General features: G+C 74.4%; 13 protein-coding genes. 2 read left to right on the forward strand and 11 right to left on the reverse strand.

The annotated features are described in order from the left end of the window. Positions 1-24 precede the first annotated feature (24 nt). Entirely contained in the window at positions 25-924 is a 900-nt protein-coding gene (locus NAEX_RS20960) for a helix-turn-helix domain-containing protein (protein ID WP_245913768.1), read from the reverse strand. Here NAEX_RS20960 and NAEX_RS20965 point away from each other — a divergent pair. Further along, positions 923-1,753, forward strand: coding sequence for an NAD-dependent epimerase/dehydratase family protein (locus NAEX_RS20965; RefSeq protein WP_096329255.1), 831 nt, complete (start codon positions 923-925; stop codon positions 1,751-1,753). The genes NAEX_RS20960 and NAEX_RS20965 overlap by 2 nt on opposite strands. Positions 1,754-1,888: 135 nt before the next feature. Here NAEX_RS20965 and NAEX_RS20970 read toward each other — a convergent pair whose 3' ends face one another. The 5 genes from NAEX_RS20970 to NAEX_RS20990 form a co-directional block, all read right to left on the reverse strand. After that, on the reverse strand, positions 1,889-2,623 hold the full coding sequence (locus NAEX_RS20970; protein ID WP_096329256.1) for a Rossmann-fold NAD(P)-binding domain-containing protein: 735 nt from the start codon (positions 2,621-2,623) through the stop codon (positions 1,889-1,891). Positions 2,624-2,849: 226 nt separating this feature from the next. After that, on the reverse strand, positions 2,850-3,248 hold the full coding sequence (locus NAEX_RS20975) for a GFA family protein (RefSeq protein WP_096329257.1): 399 nt from the start codon (positions 3,246-3,248) through the stop codon (positions 2,850-2,852). Between the two features lie 317 nt (positions 3,249-3,565). Beyond that, positions 3,566-5,068: a DUF488 family protein gene (locus NAEX_RS20980; RefSeq protein WP_245913769.1), complete on the reverse strand. Its 1,503-nt coding sequence runs from the start codon at positions 5,066-5,068 to the stop codon at positions 3,566-3,568. 214 nt (positions 5,069-5,282) lie between these two features. Then, positions 5,283-6,674 carry a DUF2156 domain-containing protein gene (locus tag NAEX_RS20985; protein ID WP_096329258.1) on the reverse strand — a complete coding sequence of 464 codons (1,392 nt, stop codon included), beginning with the start codon at positions 6,672-6,674 and terminating at the stop codon, positions 5,283-5,285. 250 nt (positions 6,675-6,924) lie between these two features. Beyond that, positions 6,925-7,635 carry a hypothetical protein gene (locus tag NAEX_RS20990; RefSeq protein ID WP_096329259.1) on the reverse strand — a complete coding sequence of 237 codons (711 nt, stop codon included), beginning with the start codon at positions 7,633-7,635 and terminating at the stop codon, positions 6,925-6,927. Positions 7,636-7,815: 180 nt separating this feature from the next. On the opposite strand from NAEX_RS20990, the gene NAEX_RS20995 reads away from it, so the two are divergent. After that, positions 7,816-9,060 (forward strand): cytochrome P450, encoded by a 1,245-nt coding sequence (locus NAEX_RS20995; protein WP_170135879.1) that lies wholly within the window; start codon positions 7,816-7,818, stop codon positions 9,058-9,060. 141 nt (positions 9,061-9,201) lie between these two features. Here NAEX_RS20995 and NAEX_RS21000 read toward each other — a convergent pair whose 3' ends face one another. From NAEX_RS21000 to NAEX_RS21020, 5 genes are all read right to left on the reverse strand, one after another. Beyond that, positions 9,202-9,834: a hypothetical protein gene (locus NAEX_RS21000; RefSeq protein ID WP_096329261.1), complete on the reverse strand. Its 633-nt coding sequence runs from the start codon at positions 9,832-9,834 to the stop codon at positions 9,202-9,204. A gap of 194 nt (positions 9,835-10,028) precedes the next feature. Continuing rightward, a complete protein-coding gene (locus NAEX_RS21005) occupies positions 10,029-11,846 on the reverse strand; it encodes a serine/threonine-protein kinase (protein WP_170135880.1) in 1,818 nt (605 codons plus the stop codon). Positions 11,847-12,578: 732 nt separating this feature from the next. Further along, complete coding sequence (locus tag NAEX_RS21010) at positions 12,579-14,708, reverse strand: ATP-binding cassette domain-containing protein (protein WP_096329263.1); 2,130 nt, start codon at positions 14,706-14,708, stop codon at positions 12,579-12,581. Further along, on the reverse strand, positions 14,702-17,395 hold the full coding sequence (locus NAEX_RS21015) for an ATP-binding cassette domain-containing protein (protein ID WP_096329264.1): 2,694 nt from the start codon (positions 17,393-17,395) through the stop codon (positions 14,702-14,704). Before NAEX_RS21015 ends, NAEX_RS21010 begins: the two co-directional genes overlap by 7 nt. After that, the gene (locus NAEX_RS21020) at positions 17,392-18,561 is read right to left on the reverse strand and encodes an HlyD family secretion protein (protein ID WP_143140807.1); all 1,170 of its coding nucleotides are present in this window, start codon (positions 18,559-18,561) and stop codon (positions 17,392-17,394) included. Before NAEX_RS21020 ends, NAEX_RS21015 begins: the two co-directional genes overlap by 4 nt. Between the last annotated feature and the right edge of the window lie 131 nt (positions 18,562-18,692).

Raw genomic sequence — 18,692 nt, forward strand, 5'->3', positions numbered from 1 at the left:
CGGGTCGGCGTCGTCGCCCCGACGTCAGCCGATCGAAGCGGCCACCCGGAGCTCGCCGAGCAGCACACGCGGCGGCGCGCCGGCGATGGCGTGGAACTCGGCGATCAGGTGGGCCTGATCGTAGTAGCCGGCGTCGGCGGCGATCGTCGCCCACGCGGCCCGTTCGTCCTCGCGTGCAGCACGCAGAGCACGCTGGAAGCGCGCGAGCTTGGCGAACGCCTTGGGACCGACGCCGAAAGCTCCGCGGAACACCCGACGGAGGTGGCGCTCGCTCACGCCGAGCTCATCCGCGACAGCGTTCACGTTCGCGGGGACGAACAAATTGTTGCGCAGCTTCTCGGCTGCTTCGAGGGCCAGGCGCGAGCAGGGCCGGCATGCATCGGTCGCCACGCGCTCGGCGATCGCGGCGTCGAGGACCTTCGCGGCCGCGAGCCCGTCGGGAGTCGCGGCGAGTCGTTCGAGGAGGCGGCGCGCCGCGGCGTCGCCCCAGACATCCTCGAGCGCGACGACGCGGCCGGCGACCGCCGACGCGGGGACGCCGAGCACAGCCTCGGAGGCGCCCAGCCGCAGCCGCGCACTCAGGCTGCGCTGCGTCCCGCGGGGGACTTTGCGACGGACGTGCTCCCGCGCGCCGAGTACGTGTGCGTCGATCCCTCTCCGCGCCGCCGGTCCGAAGCGGACGACGATCTCGACCTCTGCGCGCGGGATCAAGACGTGCGGCGCATCGGCATCGAGCTCGTGTACCATGAGCACCTCGACGACCGCTGCCGTCGACGCGCCGCTCGGGTCGTAAGACTGGCGATGGGCCGCGCCTGGGTGCATGGCAGAGAGGATGCGGTCAGGCGCTCGCCCGTACAAGCGGGGCGCGACGTTGTCCGGTTTTTCCAATCCACCTGTCGTGTGGCTCGCTACGGTCCGCGCCATGAAGATTCTCGTCACAGGAGCGACCGGAAAGGTCGGAAGTCGTCTCGCTCGTCGCCTCGCCGACCGCGGTCATCACGTGCGCGCTCTCGTGCGCGATCCGAGCCGCGCCGAGGCACTGCGCGCGCGCGACGTCGAAGTCGTGCGGGGCGACCTGCTCGACGGCGCGTCTCTCGAGGCCGCGGTGCGCGGCGTCGACGCCGTCGTCCACTGCGCCGCGTTCTTCCGCGGCGCGACGCCAGAGCAAGCGCACGCCGTCAACGACGTCGGCACGCAGCACCTCGCGTCTGCGGCGCGCGCCGCGTCGGTGCAGCGCTTCGTGTTCACGAGCACCGGGTTGGTGTACGGCGCGACTGGGGGGCGCAGCGCTCGCGAGGACGATCCATGCACGCCGGCGCCGGGATACCCGGCGAGCAAGCTCGCTGCCGAGCGCGCCCTCTTCGCGATCGACAACCTCGACGTCCGCGTGCTCCGCCTCCCATTCGTATACGGCGACGGCGATCCGCACGTCGAGGAAGTGGTCCCGATGATGCGCGGCTTTTTGCCGACGCAGCGCATGTCGATCGCTCACCACGCCGACGTCGCGCAGGCGGTCGCGCGCGTGCTCGACAAGGCGTCGCCGTCGCACCGCATCTACAACGTCGCCGATGACGAGGCGCCCGACCTGGCGACGCTCTTTGCATCGGTCGGCGCGCCGCCGCCCGACGGCTCCGCCGCCGAGGCTGCGCGCGCGTTCGAGATCGTGCTCGACAACCGACGGATCCGCGAGGACCTCGGCTTCCGCCCGGAGTACCCGCGCCTCCAGGACGCGATCGCCGCCGGCACCGCGTGACGCGAGGTGGGTAGACGCTCCTCTCGCGCCGGCGTCGGCGGTCCGTGGCCCACTCTGGCCGGCGGGGTCTCGCGTCCTTCTCCCGGGGCTGGGGCGTGGGTGCGGAGCCTGGAGGACCGTCGGGACGCCCGACGGCTATCTCCGAGCGCCCGCGATCAGCCCCATCATCTCGGGATAGTGATAGATCGCGCTCGTCGTCGGAGTGTGCTTCGCCGTCGCGATCATGGCCTTAGCGATCTGCTCCACGGTGATCGACTTGTACTTCGCGGGTGTGATGAATGAAAATAACGGCAGTGTCTTCTCGAGGAGCCAGGGCGTGTGCCGTGAGCCGATGATCATCGCGGGACGGAAGACACTCACCGTCGCCGGTCCGCTCGCGCGCACGGCCGCTTCGGACTCGCCCTTGACGCGGTTGTACCGCGACATGCCCGCGGCGCCGCTGCCGGTCGCTCTTGCAGTCGGGTCCGCACCGGCGGCGCTCATGAACGCGAGGTGTCGGACCTTGCCCGAATCGCGCAGCGCCCGTGCGAACGCTTCGTTCAAGGCGACGTCCACCGCGCGATGTTCTTCCAGCGTGAGCTTCGCGGTGCCGGCGCCGACGCCGAGCACGCTGAAGCCCACCAGGTCGCCGTCGAGCTCCCGGCATGCATCGAGCGTCGCCGCGGCCAGCGGCGCGGGCTTCATCTCGGGAACGAGCTTCTCCACCAGCGTGCGGCCAGTGGTGCGAGCCATTGCGACCGCCTCGGGTATCGATCGGCGCGAGAGCGTGATGACGGCCTCGAAGTCGGCATCGTCGAACAACTCGCGGAGCAGCGCGGTGCCGACCGAGCCGGAGCCGCCGAGAACGATCGCTGTACGCTTGATGGCCAAGGCGGCGCGATGATACGGCGCAGCGCACCTCGACGTCCAGCACGCGGTGCACCTCGACGGCGTGCTCTCGGGAGCGCGCTGTCGGTCTCCGGCGACCTCCCGCAGCTGGCGGGCCAGTCGAACTCGATGGCGGGCCTCGACCTCGACACCGTCGCCGTCATCGACAAGCTCACGGTTGAAGGCGAGCACCACCGCGACCAGGCGCCGTCGCCGGTGATCCGGGCGGTCAGTCCAGGCGCTCGATGTCGAGGTCCGGCGAGATCGCCCAGGCGTGGCGGCGAACCTCGTAGATCGACACCGTCGGCGCCATGAAACTCGGATCCGCGAACGCACCGACGGCGACCGCGACGAAGCCGGGCAAACCGTCGGACTCCCAGAACACGGTCGAGCCGCACGTCGGACAGAAGCGGAAGGTCGCCCGGCTGCCGCTGTCTCCGGTGCGCACGAACTCGGTCGCGGCGCCCGAGAACGTCACCTGTTCGCGAGCGAAGCGCGCCTGGACGCCGAAGGCGCTCCCGGTTCGCTGCTGACAGGCGAGACAGTGACAGATCGAGACGCGCACGGGGTCGCCCTCGCACGTGACACCGAGCTGGCCGCAGGTACAGGAGGCGCGACGCGTGGTCATGGTCGAGCGTCGTAGCCGTTTGCGATCGCTCCTTCAAGAGCGCCACGAGTGCGCCCGGATCGCCGCGCTCCAGAGCCTGGCTCTCACGAGGCTTGCGGGGGCGGGTAGCGACAGCCCGCTCGCCGAGCGACGACGATGCAGATTTCGGAGTCGACGGCGCCGCTCGCCGCGGCGAAGGGTCGCGGTCCACTTGCGCGAAAAAGCCAGGTCGCGCGCGAGAGACGGGGGACGCCGCGGCCGCGAGTTCCCTGGTTCTCTCGCCGCGCGCATCACGGCGCGGCGGCGGGGACCGTCACGCGGTCGTCGGCTCGCCGCGCTCACACCCGGCCCCCCGATGTCCTCCTCGCAGTGCCCGCGCGCAGCGAGCGGCCGGAGCCCGGCGCACGCCTCGGCGAGGGCGCCGCGTGAATGAGGCCCCGCGCCACCATGTCGCCCCCGAGCGCGCAGAAGTAGAGGTAGCCGCGACGATCGCCGAAGCGCTCGACGTCCAGCGGAGCGTCCGCGGCGACGCGCATCAGCGTGCGGAGGCCGCGGGCCACCCCGACGTCGCCCGGCGGGAACACGTCGAGACGACCGAGGCCGCGCAGCAGCACCAGGGCGGCGCTCCACGGGCCGATGCCGGGCAGCTCGCGGAGGGTCGCGAGCGCGTCGGGCGTGGCCAGGCCGGCGATCGTCGCCTCCGCCAGCTCGCCGGACGCGATCGCCCGGGCCAGGTGGCGCAGCACCTCGGCCTTGCGCGCGCTCAGACCGCACGCTCGCAGCGTGTCGAGGCGAGCCGCGGCGACCGCCGGGGCGGTCGGGAAGGCGTGAAAGCGCCGACCCGCGTGCTCGATCATCTTGCCGAAGCGCTCGACGAGGCGGGCGACCACCGCGGCGCCGGCGTCGAGGCTCACCTGCTGGAACGGCACCACGTTGGCGAACACCTCGAACCATTCGGCGAACCGCGGCGGCCGCATGCCGCGCAGCGCCAGGCCGGTGGGGCGGAGCCCGCGATCGGCGGTGGTGAGCCGCAGCAGCGGCGCGGGATCGACGTCGAGGCCGAGCACCTTGCGCAAGGTGGCCGCGAGCTGCGGATGCGCCGCCGGCGGCACGTCACCGTGCGACACCACGTATCGCAGGTCGGGCGCGTCGACCGTCCCGCGGTCCTCGACCTCGACCAATACGAGCTCTCCCGCGACTGTCAGCACCCGCCGATAACGGCCGTCGTCCCATATGTCGACGCGATTGCTCGGTCGACGCTGCAACACCCGGACGGTCGCCTCGAGGTGGAACGGCGCGGGCGTGGCGAGCGACCCGCCGCCGTCGCGCTCGCCCGGATAGGTCACCCGCGTGCCCTCGACCACCGCGAAGGGGGTCATCCGATGCGGCGAGGAGCGCGAGAGGCCGGTGATGTGCTCGACCCGGGCCCCGCGGGCCGTGAGCGCGTCGGCGACGAGCGAGCGGTGGCAACGCCACGGCACCGCCTCCGCGCACATCAGCGCGACGCCACCCTTCGCCGCCCAGGCGCGGAGCTCGGCCAGCCCGGCCGTGAATTCGTCGGTCTGCATATAATCGGCGTAGCCCCGGAAGCTCTTGTTGCGCCACGCGCTGTTCGTCGCGTCCTTGCCGGCGCGCCGCAGACCGCCGAGGCGCGGGAGGTGCACGTATTGCAGGCGCCGGCGACGAAGGGCCGCCCCCAGCGCGTCGCTGTTGAATTGCGGGTTGTGCCGCGAGCGAGGGACCGTGCGGATGTCCGCGACCACGGCGACGTCGAACGAGCGCAGCAGCGCGACCAACTCGTCGAAGGTCCGCGTCGAATGGCCGATCGTGTAGACCCGCACCCCCCTCCAGCGATGGCTCGCACTCGTAGGCATCGCACCCCGGGGCTCGCGTCCGCGGGCCTCGCCCGAGGTCTGGGCCGAGCCGGCGCTCGACGCCGGCGCCCGGCCCGTCGTGCCGTTCACGGGGAGCGGCGCGCCGCGCCGCGCATCGGCGAGCTGCAGCGGCGCAGGGCGCGCGATCGCGCACCGGCACGCGCCGGCGATCCACGCCCTTCTATCGCAGGAGGGCTGGCTCGCGCGCCATTCGCACGAGCCGGGCGCGCGTCCCCCACAGCACGATCGCCGCCAGCGCGGGCCCGATGCACGCCAGGGCGATGACGAGGCCGTCGAGCCAGCCGCGGAGCTGCGGCAGGTTCCACAACGCGGCCTCGACGGGGGTCACGAGCGCGTCGACCGTGACGGCGAGCGCGAGGCCGGTGGCGAGCCCCGGCGAGCGGCGACGTCGCAGGACGACGAGGCCGACCAGCAGGAGCACGTCGAACCCGACCCATGCCCATTTCACGCCCGGACGGCCGCCGAACCACTGCTCGGCCGACGCGCCCGCCATCAGGGCGATCCACGGCACCAGCAACACCCCGAGCCCGACGAGCACCACGGACGGGCCGCGCGCGAGGCAGCGCGCGCCGAAGCGCAACAGCCCGCCCGGCACGAACGCGGCGAGCACGTCGAGGAACGTGACGATGACGCCCTGCGACCGCGGATACGACAGGTAGATCGGGCACCACGCGGCAGGCCGCAGCTTGGCCTTGAACCGCTGCAGGCCCTCGAAGTCGTAGAGGAAGCGCAGGCGGCTGCGAGCGAAGCGCAACGGCCGTGGGACCGCGCCGGCCAGCGGCGCGGTGCCCAGGGTGAGCCACGTGCAGCCCTCTTCCGTCGCCCGCCGCATGACCGCGTCCACGAGGGCCTCGACGGTGCCGTTCGGCGCTTGCGGGTCACGCACCAGGTGCTCGAGGAACCAGCCGCGGCGGCCCGGCACCGGGATCACGTGCGCGACGCCGACGACCCGGCCGTCTCGCTCGGCCACGAAGCACCGCCGCAGCTCCGGGAACGTGAACGGGCCGAGGCCGACGAGGAACCTCATCGGCGGCATCGCCCGGGTGGCGAGCCACCGTCGAGCCAGCTCTGCCGTGGCGTCCGCCAACGGGCCCGCGTCGAGCTCGGCGGGGTCGATCCGGCGCACCCGCACCCCCTTCGCCCGCGCGCGGCGCAGCTGCTCGCGCAGCCGCGAATGACGCCGGAGCGTGTCGGGCCAGGTCTGCGGATCCCACACTGGTTGCTCGCCGATCGCCACCGCGCGTAGATCAGCGGCGGTCGCATGCCGGAAGCGATCCTCGGTGGCGACGAAGCAACAGCGGCGGGGGGCCTCCCGGGCCGCACGCACGAACGCGCCGCCGATCGCGGCGAGCTCGTCGGTCGCGGCGATCGGGGCCCCGGCCGCCACCCACGCCGACCCGGTATCGACATAGGCCACGCAGCCGTCGCCGTGGAAGAAGTAGGTGAACTCCGCGCCGAAGGTCTGGAACGCGGTCACGTTCCAGCCGTGCCGCTGCACCAGCTGCAGCACACGGCGCTGCGAGGCGCTGTGGCCGGTGGGAGCGTCGGGCATCGCTAGAGTCTACGACGTCCACGACGGCGCGCTGCCTGCCGGCGGCCCGCCGCGCCCTGTGACCGTACGGCCTCGGCCGAGGCGTGCCTTCCTTCCCCTGCCGTCGTCGGGAAGGCTGCTCACCCGGGAACCGGCTCGACGCGAGCAGCCCGCGAGCGCGGTCGGCGTGGGTCGCGACCGCGACGTCGCCCTGCGGCCCGCTGGCGATCTGGCGCGAGAACAGGTCGCCGGGCTCATCGTCATCGTGGTCTCAGTCCTCGTCGCCGACCGCGAACACCGCGACCCGCGCGGGATGGATCAGCGCGACCCCGTACTCGAAGGTGTTGCCCGCCAGCTCGCCGTCGGGACGCAGCAGGCGCGCGTCCGCGGGCGCGAGCGCGACGAATGCCCGCACGAACGACCGCGCCTCCTCGTCGCTCAGGCGAGCTGTCCCGTAGGCCATGTGCCGCGCGGCGCAGCGGGCCAGGTCGCGCAGCACCTGCTCGCGCGTCTCCTCGTGCCAGCCGCGCGCGGGCAGGTGGAGGTCGGCGCACACGGCGGCCGCGTCGGCGAGCTCGGCCGGGTCGCGCCCGTCCGGCCGCGGCACGAAGGCGGCCAGCCGACTGATCGCCCGACGCGGCCGCGGGCATACGCTCTGCGCCGCGCCGTCGTCCGCGAGCAGACCGAGCCGCTCCATGGCGAGCGCGCGACGCTCGTGAAACCGCGGCATCGGCAGCGCCGCGTCGGCCCCGAGCTGCGCGACGAGGCCGGCGATGTCCGCGTCGACGCGCGCGATCGGTTCGCCGAGCCGCGCGAGGCGCTCGCGCAGCCGCCGGGCCCGCCTCAGCCGCTCGGGCAGCAGCAGCCGCGCCGCGCGAGCCGGGTCGCCCGCCGCGACGGACAGCGCCCACAACGCGGCCAGCGAGCGGACCCGGTCGATCATCGCCAGCGCGGCGATGTGCGCGCGGAGAGAGCGATCCACGACCGCGCCGCAGTATCCCGCCGCCGCGCGTCGGGCACAAGCGGGCGCGGGCGAGCGAGGCGGTGAAGACCGCCTCGCGGGGCCGTCTCGCGGACGAATCCACCGAGCGCCGCATCGGCGGACCGCGCAGGTCCGCGCGTTCCCTCGATGCATCGCCCGAGGGTAGCCTGCACCAAGGCCATGAATCTCAGCACGACCTTCGATCCAATGGCGCCGGATCAGACCGACGATCCGTATCCCCTGTACGCGCGGGCGCGCCGCGAGCAGCCCGTGTTCTTCGCCGAGAGCCTGGGCGCGTGGGTCGTGACCCGCTACGCCGACATCGCCGCGGTCGCCCGCGACACCGAGCGGTTCTCCTCGGCCGGCGCGCTCGAGTCCTCGGCGGTGTTCCCGGACGAGGTGACGGCCATCCTGCGGACCGGCTATCTGGAATTCCAGTCGCTGGTCCAGAGCGACCCGCCCGACCACACGCGCGTGCGCAACGTCTTCAACAAGGCCCTCTCGCCGCAGCGGGTCGCGGCGTTGGAGCCGAAGGTCCGCGCGATCGCCGACGAGCTGATCGACGGGTTCGTGCATGACGGCGAGGTCGACTTGATCGAGCGCTTCGCGTTCCCGCTGCCCGGCGCGGTGATCGGCGAGCTGCTCGGGGTCCCGCGGTCCGACCTGCCGCGGCTCAAGCGCGGTTCGAACGCGAAGCAGATCCTGCTCGCGGGCGCCGCCCCGCCGGCGCTGCTGGCCGAATGCGCCCGCGAGTTCGTGGACCTGCAGCGCTACTTCGGCGCGCACATCGAGGCCCGGGTCGACGAGCCGCGCGGCGACCTGCTGACCCTGCTCGCGCCGAGCGACATCGGCGGCACGGCGCCGCTGACGATGCAGGAGGCGGTGTGCAACGCGATCGACCTGCTCGCCGCGGGCCACGAGACGACCACCGACATGATCGGCAACGGCATGACGCTGCTCATGGCCCACCCCGAGCAGCTCGCGGCCCTCCGCGCCGACCCGTCGCTCGTCCCCGACGCGGTCGACGAGATCTTGCGCATGGAGGCGCCCGTCCGCGGGCTGTTTCGCCGCGTGGCCGTCGACACCACCCTCGCGGGCGTCGCGCTGCCGGCCGGCGCGCGGCTGTTCCTGCTGTACGGCTCGGCGAACCGCGACGAGCAGGCGTACCCCGACCCCGACGTGTTCGACATCCGCCGCCGCCCCGCGACCCCGCACCTCGCGTTCTCGAAGGGCATTCATTTCTGCGTCGGCAACGCGCTCGCGCGCCTCGAGGGCCGCGTCGCGTTCGAACGCCTGCTCGCGCGCCTCCCCGGCGTCCGCCTCCACCCGACCCGGCCGGCCGAGCGCCGCGCGTTCATCATCCTGCGAGGATACGAGCGCCTGCCGCTCGCGTGGGACGCGGCGCCCCGCGAGACGAACGCGTGAACGCGCGGCCCGCCGGCGGCGAATCGTATCCGGCCGCCCAGAGCGATCGTCGACCCTGGCCTCACGTCGAGCGAGTCGGCGTGCGCGTCGACGACGTCCGCGAGCCGTCGAATGGGTGGAGCCGACGATCGTCGGGCGGGCTCACACATCGAATTGCTGCGCGCATTTGCGTCGAATCGCCGCAAGTGCCCTCGCGCACCAGGTCTCGTAGTCCGGGTCGAGCGTGTACAGGTAGTACGTACACGTGATCGAGTCGAGGGGGGCCCGCCGCGCTGCGGGCGTCCGGGTCCACTGCGCCAGGCACTTGCCCCACGCCCGTTGCGTCCACGAGCCGATCGCGCCGCCCGGGAACTCGATCCAGTGGTCGTTGGCGAAGTCGGTGCCACCGAGCAGCAGCGACGTCTCGGACAGGAACGCGAACAGCGGCGCGTCCGGCGTATCGTCGTCGTCGCCGTCGCGATAAAGTGGCGCCCGCAAGCGCTCGAACGCCGCGATCTCGGCGTCCCAGGTCGCCGGATCGATCGAACGCCCGTGGGCACAGGGATGCCGGGCCATCAACGCTCGGAGCTCGCGCAGCGTCGGCCGCGGAGTCCGGACCGGCACCCAGACTTGCGCGAGGGAGCCGACCGTCTCCTCGTGGAAGATCCGGACGCCGTGACGGTTCTCCGCCGCCACGAGCGCCTCCACCGCCGCGTCGATCCCAGCGCCATCCTCACCGCTCGCCAGCACCGCCCGAACGAACGGCGCCGACGTGTCGAGCAGGGTCTCGCGCATCGCCCCGGAGCTTACCACCGCCGCCCGATCTCGCGGCGCCGCGACAGGGCGTGGAGAGGATGGACGGTCGGCAAGTCACTGTCACGGTGAGTCCGACGCCCGGCCGTACCGTGATCGACGAACAGCCTCTCGATCGTCTCGTCCTGTCGGCTTACGCGGAACCAGGCAGGACATGTCGTGGCGGACATGTCCGATCAGTCCTCCTCGCGCGAGAGCCCCGGGCGCGGGGCGGGCAGGCTGCCGAACACGGCCTGCGTGCGCAGGTTGGCGTCGACGTCGGCGAGCATGGTCTCGAGGTGCTCCTGCGCCATCTTGATGTAATAGGCGTAGGCGACGTGGTTGAGCTTGTAGAGGCCGCCGTAGACCGTGGCGACCACGCCGAGGGTCCCGAGCACGGCGAGGATCGGGAGCATCGTCATGAACATCGCCACGCCGGCGGCGGCCCCGGCGACCGTGGTCGCGCCGCCCATCCACGGATAGAACAGTCGGCGACCGGCCACGATCGTCTCGTGCAGCTCGGCGGTCACGGTGCATTCGATCGCGTCGCGGCCGCGGCGCTGCATCGTCAGGCGGACCTGGCGGATCGACAGCACGTACATGTAATAAGGGAAGCCGCCGATGGCGGAGCCGTCGGCGTTGAAGGTGAACTTCGGCACGCGGAACGTCACTGCGCCGCCGTCGAGCGGGTGCGGGCCGACGGCGTCGAGCAGGCGCAGGTTGTACGGGCTGGCCTGCCACACGTGCGCGAGCGCGTCGAGCACGGCCTTCGCCGGCGCGCGGAACACCCGTGAGGCGACGAGCTGGCGGACGTCCTTGCCGAACAGGCGCACGGCCCAGCGGCCCTCCGCGGCGGCCGAGACCGCCGGGACCGCGAGCGCGCCGCCGGGGGTCATCTCGGCGGCGGCCATCGCCACGAACTCCGGGGCGATGCCCGCCTCGGCCGCGGCGGCCTGGACCTCCGACACCCGCAGCGCGCTCGCGGTCGTCGGCGCCGGCGAGGTCGCGGCCCGCGAGCGCTCCTCGACGCGGCGGGCGGCGTCGGCCTGCAGCTGGGCGGCGCGCTGCAGCACCACGGAGACCTCGCGCTCGTCGAGCAGGCGGTCGCCGCCGGTGCGCGCGGGCACGCCGCCGAGCTCGTCCTCGACGGCGGCGAGCGCCTCGGCCAGCGCTTCGCCCGACGGCCAGCGCGCGTCGGGCTCCTTGGCGAGGCAGCGGTCGATCGCCGCCGCGAGGCCCGCGGGGACCTCGGGGACGAGCGTGCGCAGCGGCGGGGCCGGCTCGGTCGCGTGCTTGACGAGCACCGTCGGCGCCGCGGCGCCCTCGAACGGGTGCTGGCCGGCGAGCAGCCAGTAACCGACGACGCCGAGCGAGTAGAGGTCGCTGCGGCCGTCGAGCTCGCGCCCGAGGATCTGCTCGGGGCTCATGAACGCCGCGGTCCCGACCATGTGGTCGTCGCCGGTCAGCCGCGACGCCTGGGCCTCGAACGCGATCCCGAAGTCGTTGACGAGCACGCGGCCGGTCGCGCGCTCGACGAGGATGTTCTCCGGCTTGATGTCGCGGTGCACGACGCCGCGCGCGTGCGCGTAGGCCAGCGCCCACGCGACCTCGCGGAGCAGCCGCGCGACCTCGCGGGGCGCCAGCCGGCCGCGGCTCTGCACGCGCTCGGCGAGCGTCTCGCCGTCGACGTACGGCATCGTGAAGTACGCGAACGCCCCGGCCTCGTCGGCGTGGAGGGTCGGCACGATGTTCGGGTGCGACAGCTTCGCCGCCGTCCTCGCCTCGCGGAGGAACCGCTGGCGGTGCGCGGCGTCGGCGGCCCGCTCGCGCGGCAGCACCTTGATCGCGACCAGACGCTCGAGCCGGAGGTCGCGCGCGAGCAGCACGACGCCCATGCCGCCGCGCCCGAGCTCGCGCTCGATCGTGTAGTCGCGCCCGAGGGCCGTGGCGAGCTCGGCGAGCTCCGCGTCGTCGAAGCGCGCGCCGGGCAGGGTCGGGGCGGTGGCGAGGCTCATCGCCCTGGATGCTATCAGACCGGCGCGGCTGGCTCGCGCTCGCATGGCGGCGCAGGAGGCCGAGGGAGCGCTCGCGCGGATCTCCGCAGGCAGGTCGACGATCGCCCGGCCGAGAAGCTCGGCTCGTTCGGGGGCGGCGTCGCGGCGAAGCCCATGTCGACAGGGCCGCCGACGGGTTCATGGTCCGGCTTCGTGCTTTCGTGCCGCCGGTCGCCATCTGTCGTCGCGCAGGCGCTCCAGCGGATTTCGCGAGCCGTCCTGACCGGTGCGCCCGGGGTTCGGGGCAGCCCTCCGATCCGGCTCTGCCGCAGGGGCGTGAGCTGGCGGCAGCGCCGCTCCGTTCGCAATCGTGGCGCTGCGGACATGCGGGCCGCTTCGGAAGCGGCGAGGCGCAGTCGGAGATTGCGAAGCGCCTCCCTTGCCTCCGCAATGCGCCAAGCTCCGCGAAGTGCCCCACCGGCTGCGCCGTCTGCCCCCGGTGCAGCGCTCATGCTCCGCCCTTCGCAAGGGTCATTCGGAGGGCGGCGCCACGTTTTGCCCCACGAAGCGCCGCGCTCGGCTCCGCGCGAGGCGCTCGTCGCTGACTTCATACGGGGCCGAGAATTCGAAGACGTGACCCATCGAGCAGGTCACGCCGACCATGACGCAAGCAGGACATGTCCCATCGGACACGTCACTCCGGGCCCGCGCGGACCGAGACGACAGGGACATGTCCCATCGGACACGTCACTCTCACGGGTGCGCGATCACGAGGACCGCCCGCGCGCGGTTCAGCACGCAGCGCAGCGCCTGCTGCAGCGTCGCCGGGTCGAGCGCGGCGAAGCTCTCGTCGAGGACCACCAGGTCGACGCCCTGCAGCAGGGCGCGGGCGATGAACAGCCGGCTGCGCTCGCCGTGCGACAGCTGCCAGCCGGTCTCTCCGACCATCTGCTGCAGGCCGCTGGGCATGCGCTCCAGCAGGTCGCCGAGGCCGAGCTCGCGGCAGACCGCTTCGGCCTCGGCGAGCTGGGCCCGGGTCGGCGGCCAGCCGCGGCCCATCAGCAGGTTGAAGGCCAGCGGCGCGGTGACGACGTGGTTCTCGTGGAACTGCGGGGCGGCGGCGACGCGGCGGCGCCAGCCGACCAGGCCGAGGGTGGGGCGGTCGAGGCCGGCGAGCAGGACCAGGCCGCTCGTGGGCTCGCGCAGGCCGGCCACCAGCGCGCCCAGGGTCGACTTGCCGCCGCCGGAGCCGCCCTCGAGCAGGAGGCGGTCGCCGGCGGCGATCGCCAGGTCGACGTCGCGCAGCACCGGCCGCTCGCGCCCGGGGTAGCGGAAGCCGAGGCCGCGGGCCACGACGATCGGCTGTCCTTCGGGTACTGGCGGAAAGGCCAGCATGAGGCCGTGGGCGCCGGCGTCGGCCGACTCGGCGGCGCGCAGCATCGGCAGCGCCTGGCGCACCGCGACGCCGCAGCCGAGCAGCGCGGTGGCGCCGACGACGAAGGTCGAGAGGCCCCGCTGGGCCAGCAGGACCCCGCCGATGGCGGCGGCGACGGTCGCCGCCGGGGCCGTGCTGCCGACGAACGCGGGCAGCAGGGCGGCGAGGCCGAGCACCAGCCAGCCCCGCGGCAGCAGGGCGACCAGCAGCGACTCGCTGCGATTGAGCCGGGCCTCGTCGGCGAGCACGCGGACCAGGCGGGCGTCGTCGTCGTCGTGCCAGCGCTCGGGCGGCTCCTGGGCGAGGCGGGTGCGGTGGCCGACCATGGCCTCGACGAGGTGGTGGGTCAGCTCGGCGCGCGTGTCGGTCCAGGCCGCGAGGTGGCGGCCGGTGCGGCGCACGAGGACGACGCCGAGCGCGGCCCAGCCGGCCAGCAGCGCGAGGTGCAGCCCGGGCGCGGGGCCGAGCGCGAGGATCGGCACGGCCGCGGCGAACTCGAGCGCGGCGACCAGCGAGACCAGGCCGCCGCGCAGGCCGAGCGACTCGACGGCGGCGGTCTCGAGCACGCGCCCGAGCAGCAGGCCCGCGCCCTCGCGCCGCGTCAGGTCGCCGGGCAGCGCCAGCGCGCCGACGAGCAGCCGCCGCTTGAGCAGCGCGCCGGCCCGCTGGAGGATGTCGCCGGCGACCGCCGCCTGGCCCATACGACATGGCACGACGGTCAGGAGCAGGAGCAGCCACGCCTGCGACCAGCCGGCGTCGGTGCGGCCGGCGAACACGAGGTCGCCGATCAGCGCCCAGGCGGCGATCGTCAGCGCGAGTTCGGCGGCGTGCAGGCCGGCGAGCGCGGCGGTGCGGCGGACGAGGCCCTCGGCGCGCAGGAGGCGGAGCAGCGGGGCCGCCGGCGAGGGCCGCAGCACGAAGGCCCGACCGACCCGCAGGACGCCGAGCCGCTCGCGCAGCAGCAGCTCGACGGCGCGCTCGCGCCGGGCTCCCCCGTTCTTCAAACCTGTCCGATCGACCAGGGCTTCGGCGCGGCCGCGCAGGGGCGCGAGGACGGGCTCGCAGACGAGTCGGCGCACGTCCGCGGCGGCGACGCGGCGCGGGCGGAGGTCGGGGGCGACGACGACGAGGTCGCGCCGACCGCCGCGCAGCAGGAGCAGCAGGCTGCGCCCGCCGGGGCCCACGCGCAGCACCGCCGGCGCGGCCGCTCGCAGCAGGTCGTCGATGCCGGCGATGTCGGTGTCGACGGCCTCGGCCTCGAGCCCCAGCCCCGCGGCCGCGCCCGCAAGCCAGCGCTCGATCGCGGCGTCGTCCGGGTCGGCGAGCGCGGCCGGCCCCGGGGCGCCGAGCTCGCGCAAACTCGGCTGCAGGCCGGCCTGCACCGCGAGCGCGGTGAGGGCCTCGCCCGCGCGCTCCAGCGGCCAGCCGAGCGCGAGCAGGTCTAGCACGAAGCCTCCGGGTGAGGCGATGTCCCGAGCCGGCCGCCGTCCACGCGGAGCTTGCGCCAGCGCGGGTCGCTCCAGCCGTCGGCGCGCAGCTCGGTCTCGGCGCGCAGCAGGGCGGCGAAGCGCGAGTCTGGCCGATCGACCAGGTCCTTTGGAACACCCTCCTCGACCAGGCGGCCGCCGTCGATCACCAGCACGCGGTCGAAGCCGAGGGCGGCCGCGATGTCGTGGGTGACGCACAGCAATGTGCTGCCGCGCCAGCGCTCGCGGGCGCGGGCCAGCAGGGCCGCGCGGGCGTGGCGGTCGAGGCCGCGGAACGGCTCGTCGAGGAGGACGAGGCGCGGATCGTCGCGCAGGAGGGCGCGGCCGAGGCGGACGCGCTGGCCCTCGCCGCCGGACACGAGGCCGCCGCCCTCGCCGAGGATCGACTGCAGGCCGTCGGGCAGGCGCTCGAGCACGGGGCCGAGGTCGGCGAGCTCGAGCGCCTGCGGCAGGCGGTGGTGCTGGGCCTCGCTGCCGTAGTGCAGGTTGTGCAGGAGGGACTGGTTCCACAGCTGCACGGCCGGGTCGACCCACGCGGTGACGCGGCGCAGCGCGGCCAGGGCGGGCTCGTCGAGGCTCCGGCCGTCGACCGCGAGGTGGCCGCTCGCGGGGCGGTGCCAGCCGAGCAGGAGGCCGAGCAGGCTCGACTTGCCGGCCCCCGAGGCGCCGACCACCGCGACGTGCTCGCCGGGGCCGATCTGCAGGTCCAGCTCCTGCAAGATCGGGTGGCCGCCGGCGACCGCGCTGACCTGCTCGAACGAGAGCGCGACGCCGCCGCTGCCGGACCACGGCTCGGCGCGCATGACCGGCTCGGGGCCGTCGGGCGCCGTGTGCAGCGGCTCGAGCAGGCGCAGCGCGGCGGCCCGCAGGGCCGGGATCTCGAACGCCGCGGCGGCCACGTGGTCCCCTATCGCCGGCAGCGACAGCGCCCAGTAGAGCAGCAGCAGCGCGCCGGCCGGCTCGGGGTGGCGGGTGACGTAGGTGTCCCAGAGGACAGCCGCGAGGAGCATCCCCAGCGCGGCGCTGAGGCCGACGGCGACCACCTGCACGCGGAACAGCGACCGCTGGGCGCGGGACCACTCGACCAGCAGGGCCTCGTGCTCGCGCAGCAGCGAGCGCTCGGCGGCGTGGGTGCGGATCGCGGTGAGGCCGAGCAGGGCGTCGAGGTAGAAGCGGCCGAGCGCGCCGCCGTGGCTGCGCACCTTGAGGTCGCGCTCGGTCATCACCGGCTGCAGCGCCAGCGGCAGCGCCAGCACGACGACGGCGGTCAGGACGATCCACGGCGCGCCGCCCGGGTCGAGCCAGATCAGCGCGAGCGCGGTGAACACCAGCTCGAAGCCGCCGCGCACCAGACGGGCTGCGACATCGGGCAGGTGCCGAAGCACATGTCCTCGGTGACACCTCTCGGCCATGTCGGAGATCGGCCGGCTGGCGAGGTAGCGGTCGCCGAGGCGCGGGATCTGGGTCAGGAAGGCGACGCGCAGGCGGGCGCCGAGGCGGCGGCCGACCCGGCGCACGCCGGCGGCCAGCGGGAGCTCGAGCGCGAGGACGGCGACGAAGAAGGCGAGGATCGCCGCGGCCGCGCCGAGCCGCTGCTCGCCGACGCCGATCCGCTCGCCGACGTCGAGCAGCGCGCGCAGCACCAGGGCCTCGGCGACGACCACGGCGGCGGCGGTGACGAGGCCGACGGCGAGGACGGCCGGGAGCGCGAGGCCGTCGGCGCGGACCAGCGCGAACAGCTGACGCAGCGGCGAGATCTGCGGCTCCGTCAGGGCTGCGACGAGATCGGGTGAGAGTGTACTTTGGGACAGGTCGGCGCGGTGCAAGGCCGGCGCGTCGGCCCGCACGCCGCGGACCCGCACCAGCACCGCGCCGCGCAGCAGGGCGGTGTCGTCGTCCGGGCCCGGCGCGGCGGTGAAGAACTGCTCGGGCAGGACGGCGTGCAGCGCGTCGCCGGTGAGGCCCTCGCTGGCCGCGAGCAGGCCGGCGACGAAGCGCTCGGCCTCGCCGCCGCGCGCGAGGGCGCGGGCGCGGGCGAGCGACTCGGCCAGGCGGACGGCGGCGTCGAGGCGGGCGAGCCCGAGGATGCCGGGGTCGGCGGCCCCGGCGGCGAGCCAGGCGTCGACGCGGGCGCGGGCGAGCTTCAGCGCGCGGGCGCGGCGGCGCAGCGGGCCGGTGAACTCGTCGCCGCCGAGCCACTCGCGCAGGTCCTCGCGCGGGACCGGCATGCGGTGGACGAACAGCTCGCGTTGCAGCGCTTCGCGCGATACGAAGCGGCGGCCGACGGCGGGGTCCATGAGCTGGACCAGGCCGGCGACGCACGACCACACGACGACGAAGTGGGTCAGGCCGCCGGGCGAGAGCACGACCGCGATCGCCGGCAGGGCCGCGGCCTCGGCGGTGAAGACGTGGTCCGGCGGGCACATGATCTGCTCGGCCTCGAGGCCGAGCTGGACCGCGACGTCCTCCATGGTGTCGATCGAGGTGCCGTCGACGTCGGTCTGGCAGGCCTCGCGCAGGCGGCCGTAGCTGACCGAAAGGCCATGGCTCTCGAGCAAGCACTTGAGCGTGGCCGGGCCGCAGTCCATCGCCGAGCTCTGGATGACCTCGGCGACCAGACGGCGGCGGCGCGGCGGCGAGGCGGTCATGGGGCGAGCGCCTGGCCGATCGTGCGCAGCAGCAGGGCGGCGGGCGAGACGGCCTCGACCTCGATCTCGAGCACGCCGGTGAGGCCGTGCTCGACGGGGATCTTGCTGCCTGTCCCGGGGGACATTTGATCTGCCTGTTCGGACATGTCGCACTCGACGCGGACGAGGCCGTCCTCGGCCTCGCTGGCGACGGCGGCGACGCGGCCGTGGAGGCTGCCGAACTCGGCCCACGGGAAGCCGTCGAGGCGCATGCGCGCGGGCTGGCCGGGCCGGATCCGGCCGACGCCGGCGGGGGTGAAGCGGCCGACGATCCGCAGCGGGTCGTCGGGGATCACGACCGCGACCACGGCCCCGCGCGCGAGCACGGCCCCGGGCTGCAGCGGGACCACGCCGCCGAGCCGCCCGGCGATCGGCGCGCGCAGCGAGTGTTGATCGATCTGGTGGTCGAGCGTCGCGATCGCCGCGATCTTCGCCGCCAGCTCGCGCTGCAGCTCGGCCTCCGCGCGGCTGGTGCGGGCGAGGTCGATGCGCATGGTCGCCAGCCGCTCGCCGAGCTCGGCCCGCGTGCGCGCGACCTGCAGGCGGCGGATCGTCGCCACCGCGGCGCTGCCCCGCTCGCGCGCCTGCAGCAGCTCGGCGGCCTCGCTCGACTCGACGCCGAGGCCGCGCAGGCTCTCGCTGCGCTCGGCCATGGTGCGCGCGAAGGCGGCGGCGACCCGGGCCTCCTGGGCGCTGGCGCTGGCCTCGCTCTGGCGCGTGCGCCCGCCCGCCTCGAAGGCCTCGATCGCGGCCGCGAGCGCGGCGTGCTCGCCGGCGAGGGCGCCGAGCTCGGTGAGCAGGCCCTGGCGCTCGGCGTCGACCTCGGCCCGCGCGAGCTGCAGGCCGCGGCTGTCGAGCTCGAGCAGCAGCTCGCCGGCGTCGACGCGCCGACCGAGGGCGAGGCTGACCGAAAGGACACGTCCGTCGACGACCGGCGCGAGCGGCACGGCGGCCCGCGCGACCTCGAGGCGCGCCTCCTCGCTGGTGGCGATCAGGCTGACCCTCGCCAACACGAGCCACGCGGCCCAGGCGGCGAGGAAGCCGACCGCGAGGGCGACGCCGAGGACGGTGCCTCGCGCGCTCTCGGCCGCCAGAGCCCGCAGCGAGCGCGAGAAGGCGATCGGCACGAACCGTGGGTACCGCAATCGCTGCGAGGGGTAAAGCTGGCCGCACAGGCGCGCGGCCGCGCGAGCACGGGGCGCGTCCGCGGGCTCGCTGCGGAACGCTCGCAGCTCGGGCTCGATGGGGGCGGCGAAGG

The organism is Nannocystis exedens, from assembly GCF_002343915.1.
Lineage (GTDB): Bacteria > Myxococcota_A > Polyangia > Nannocystales > Nannocystaceae > Nannocystis > Nannocystis exedens.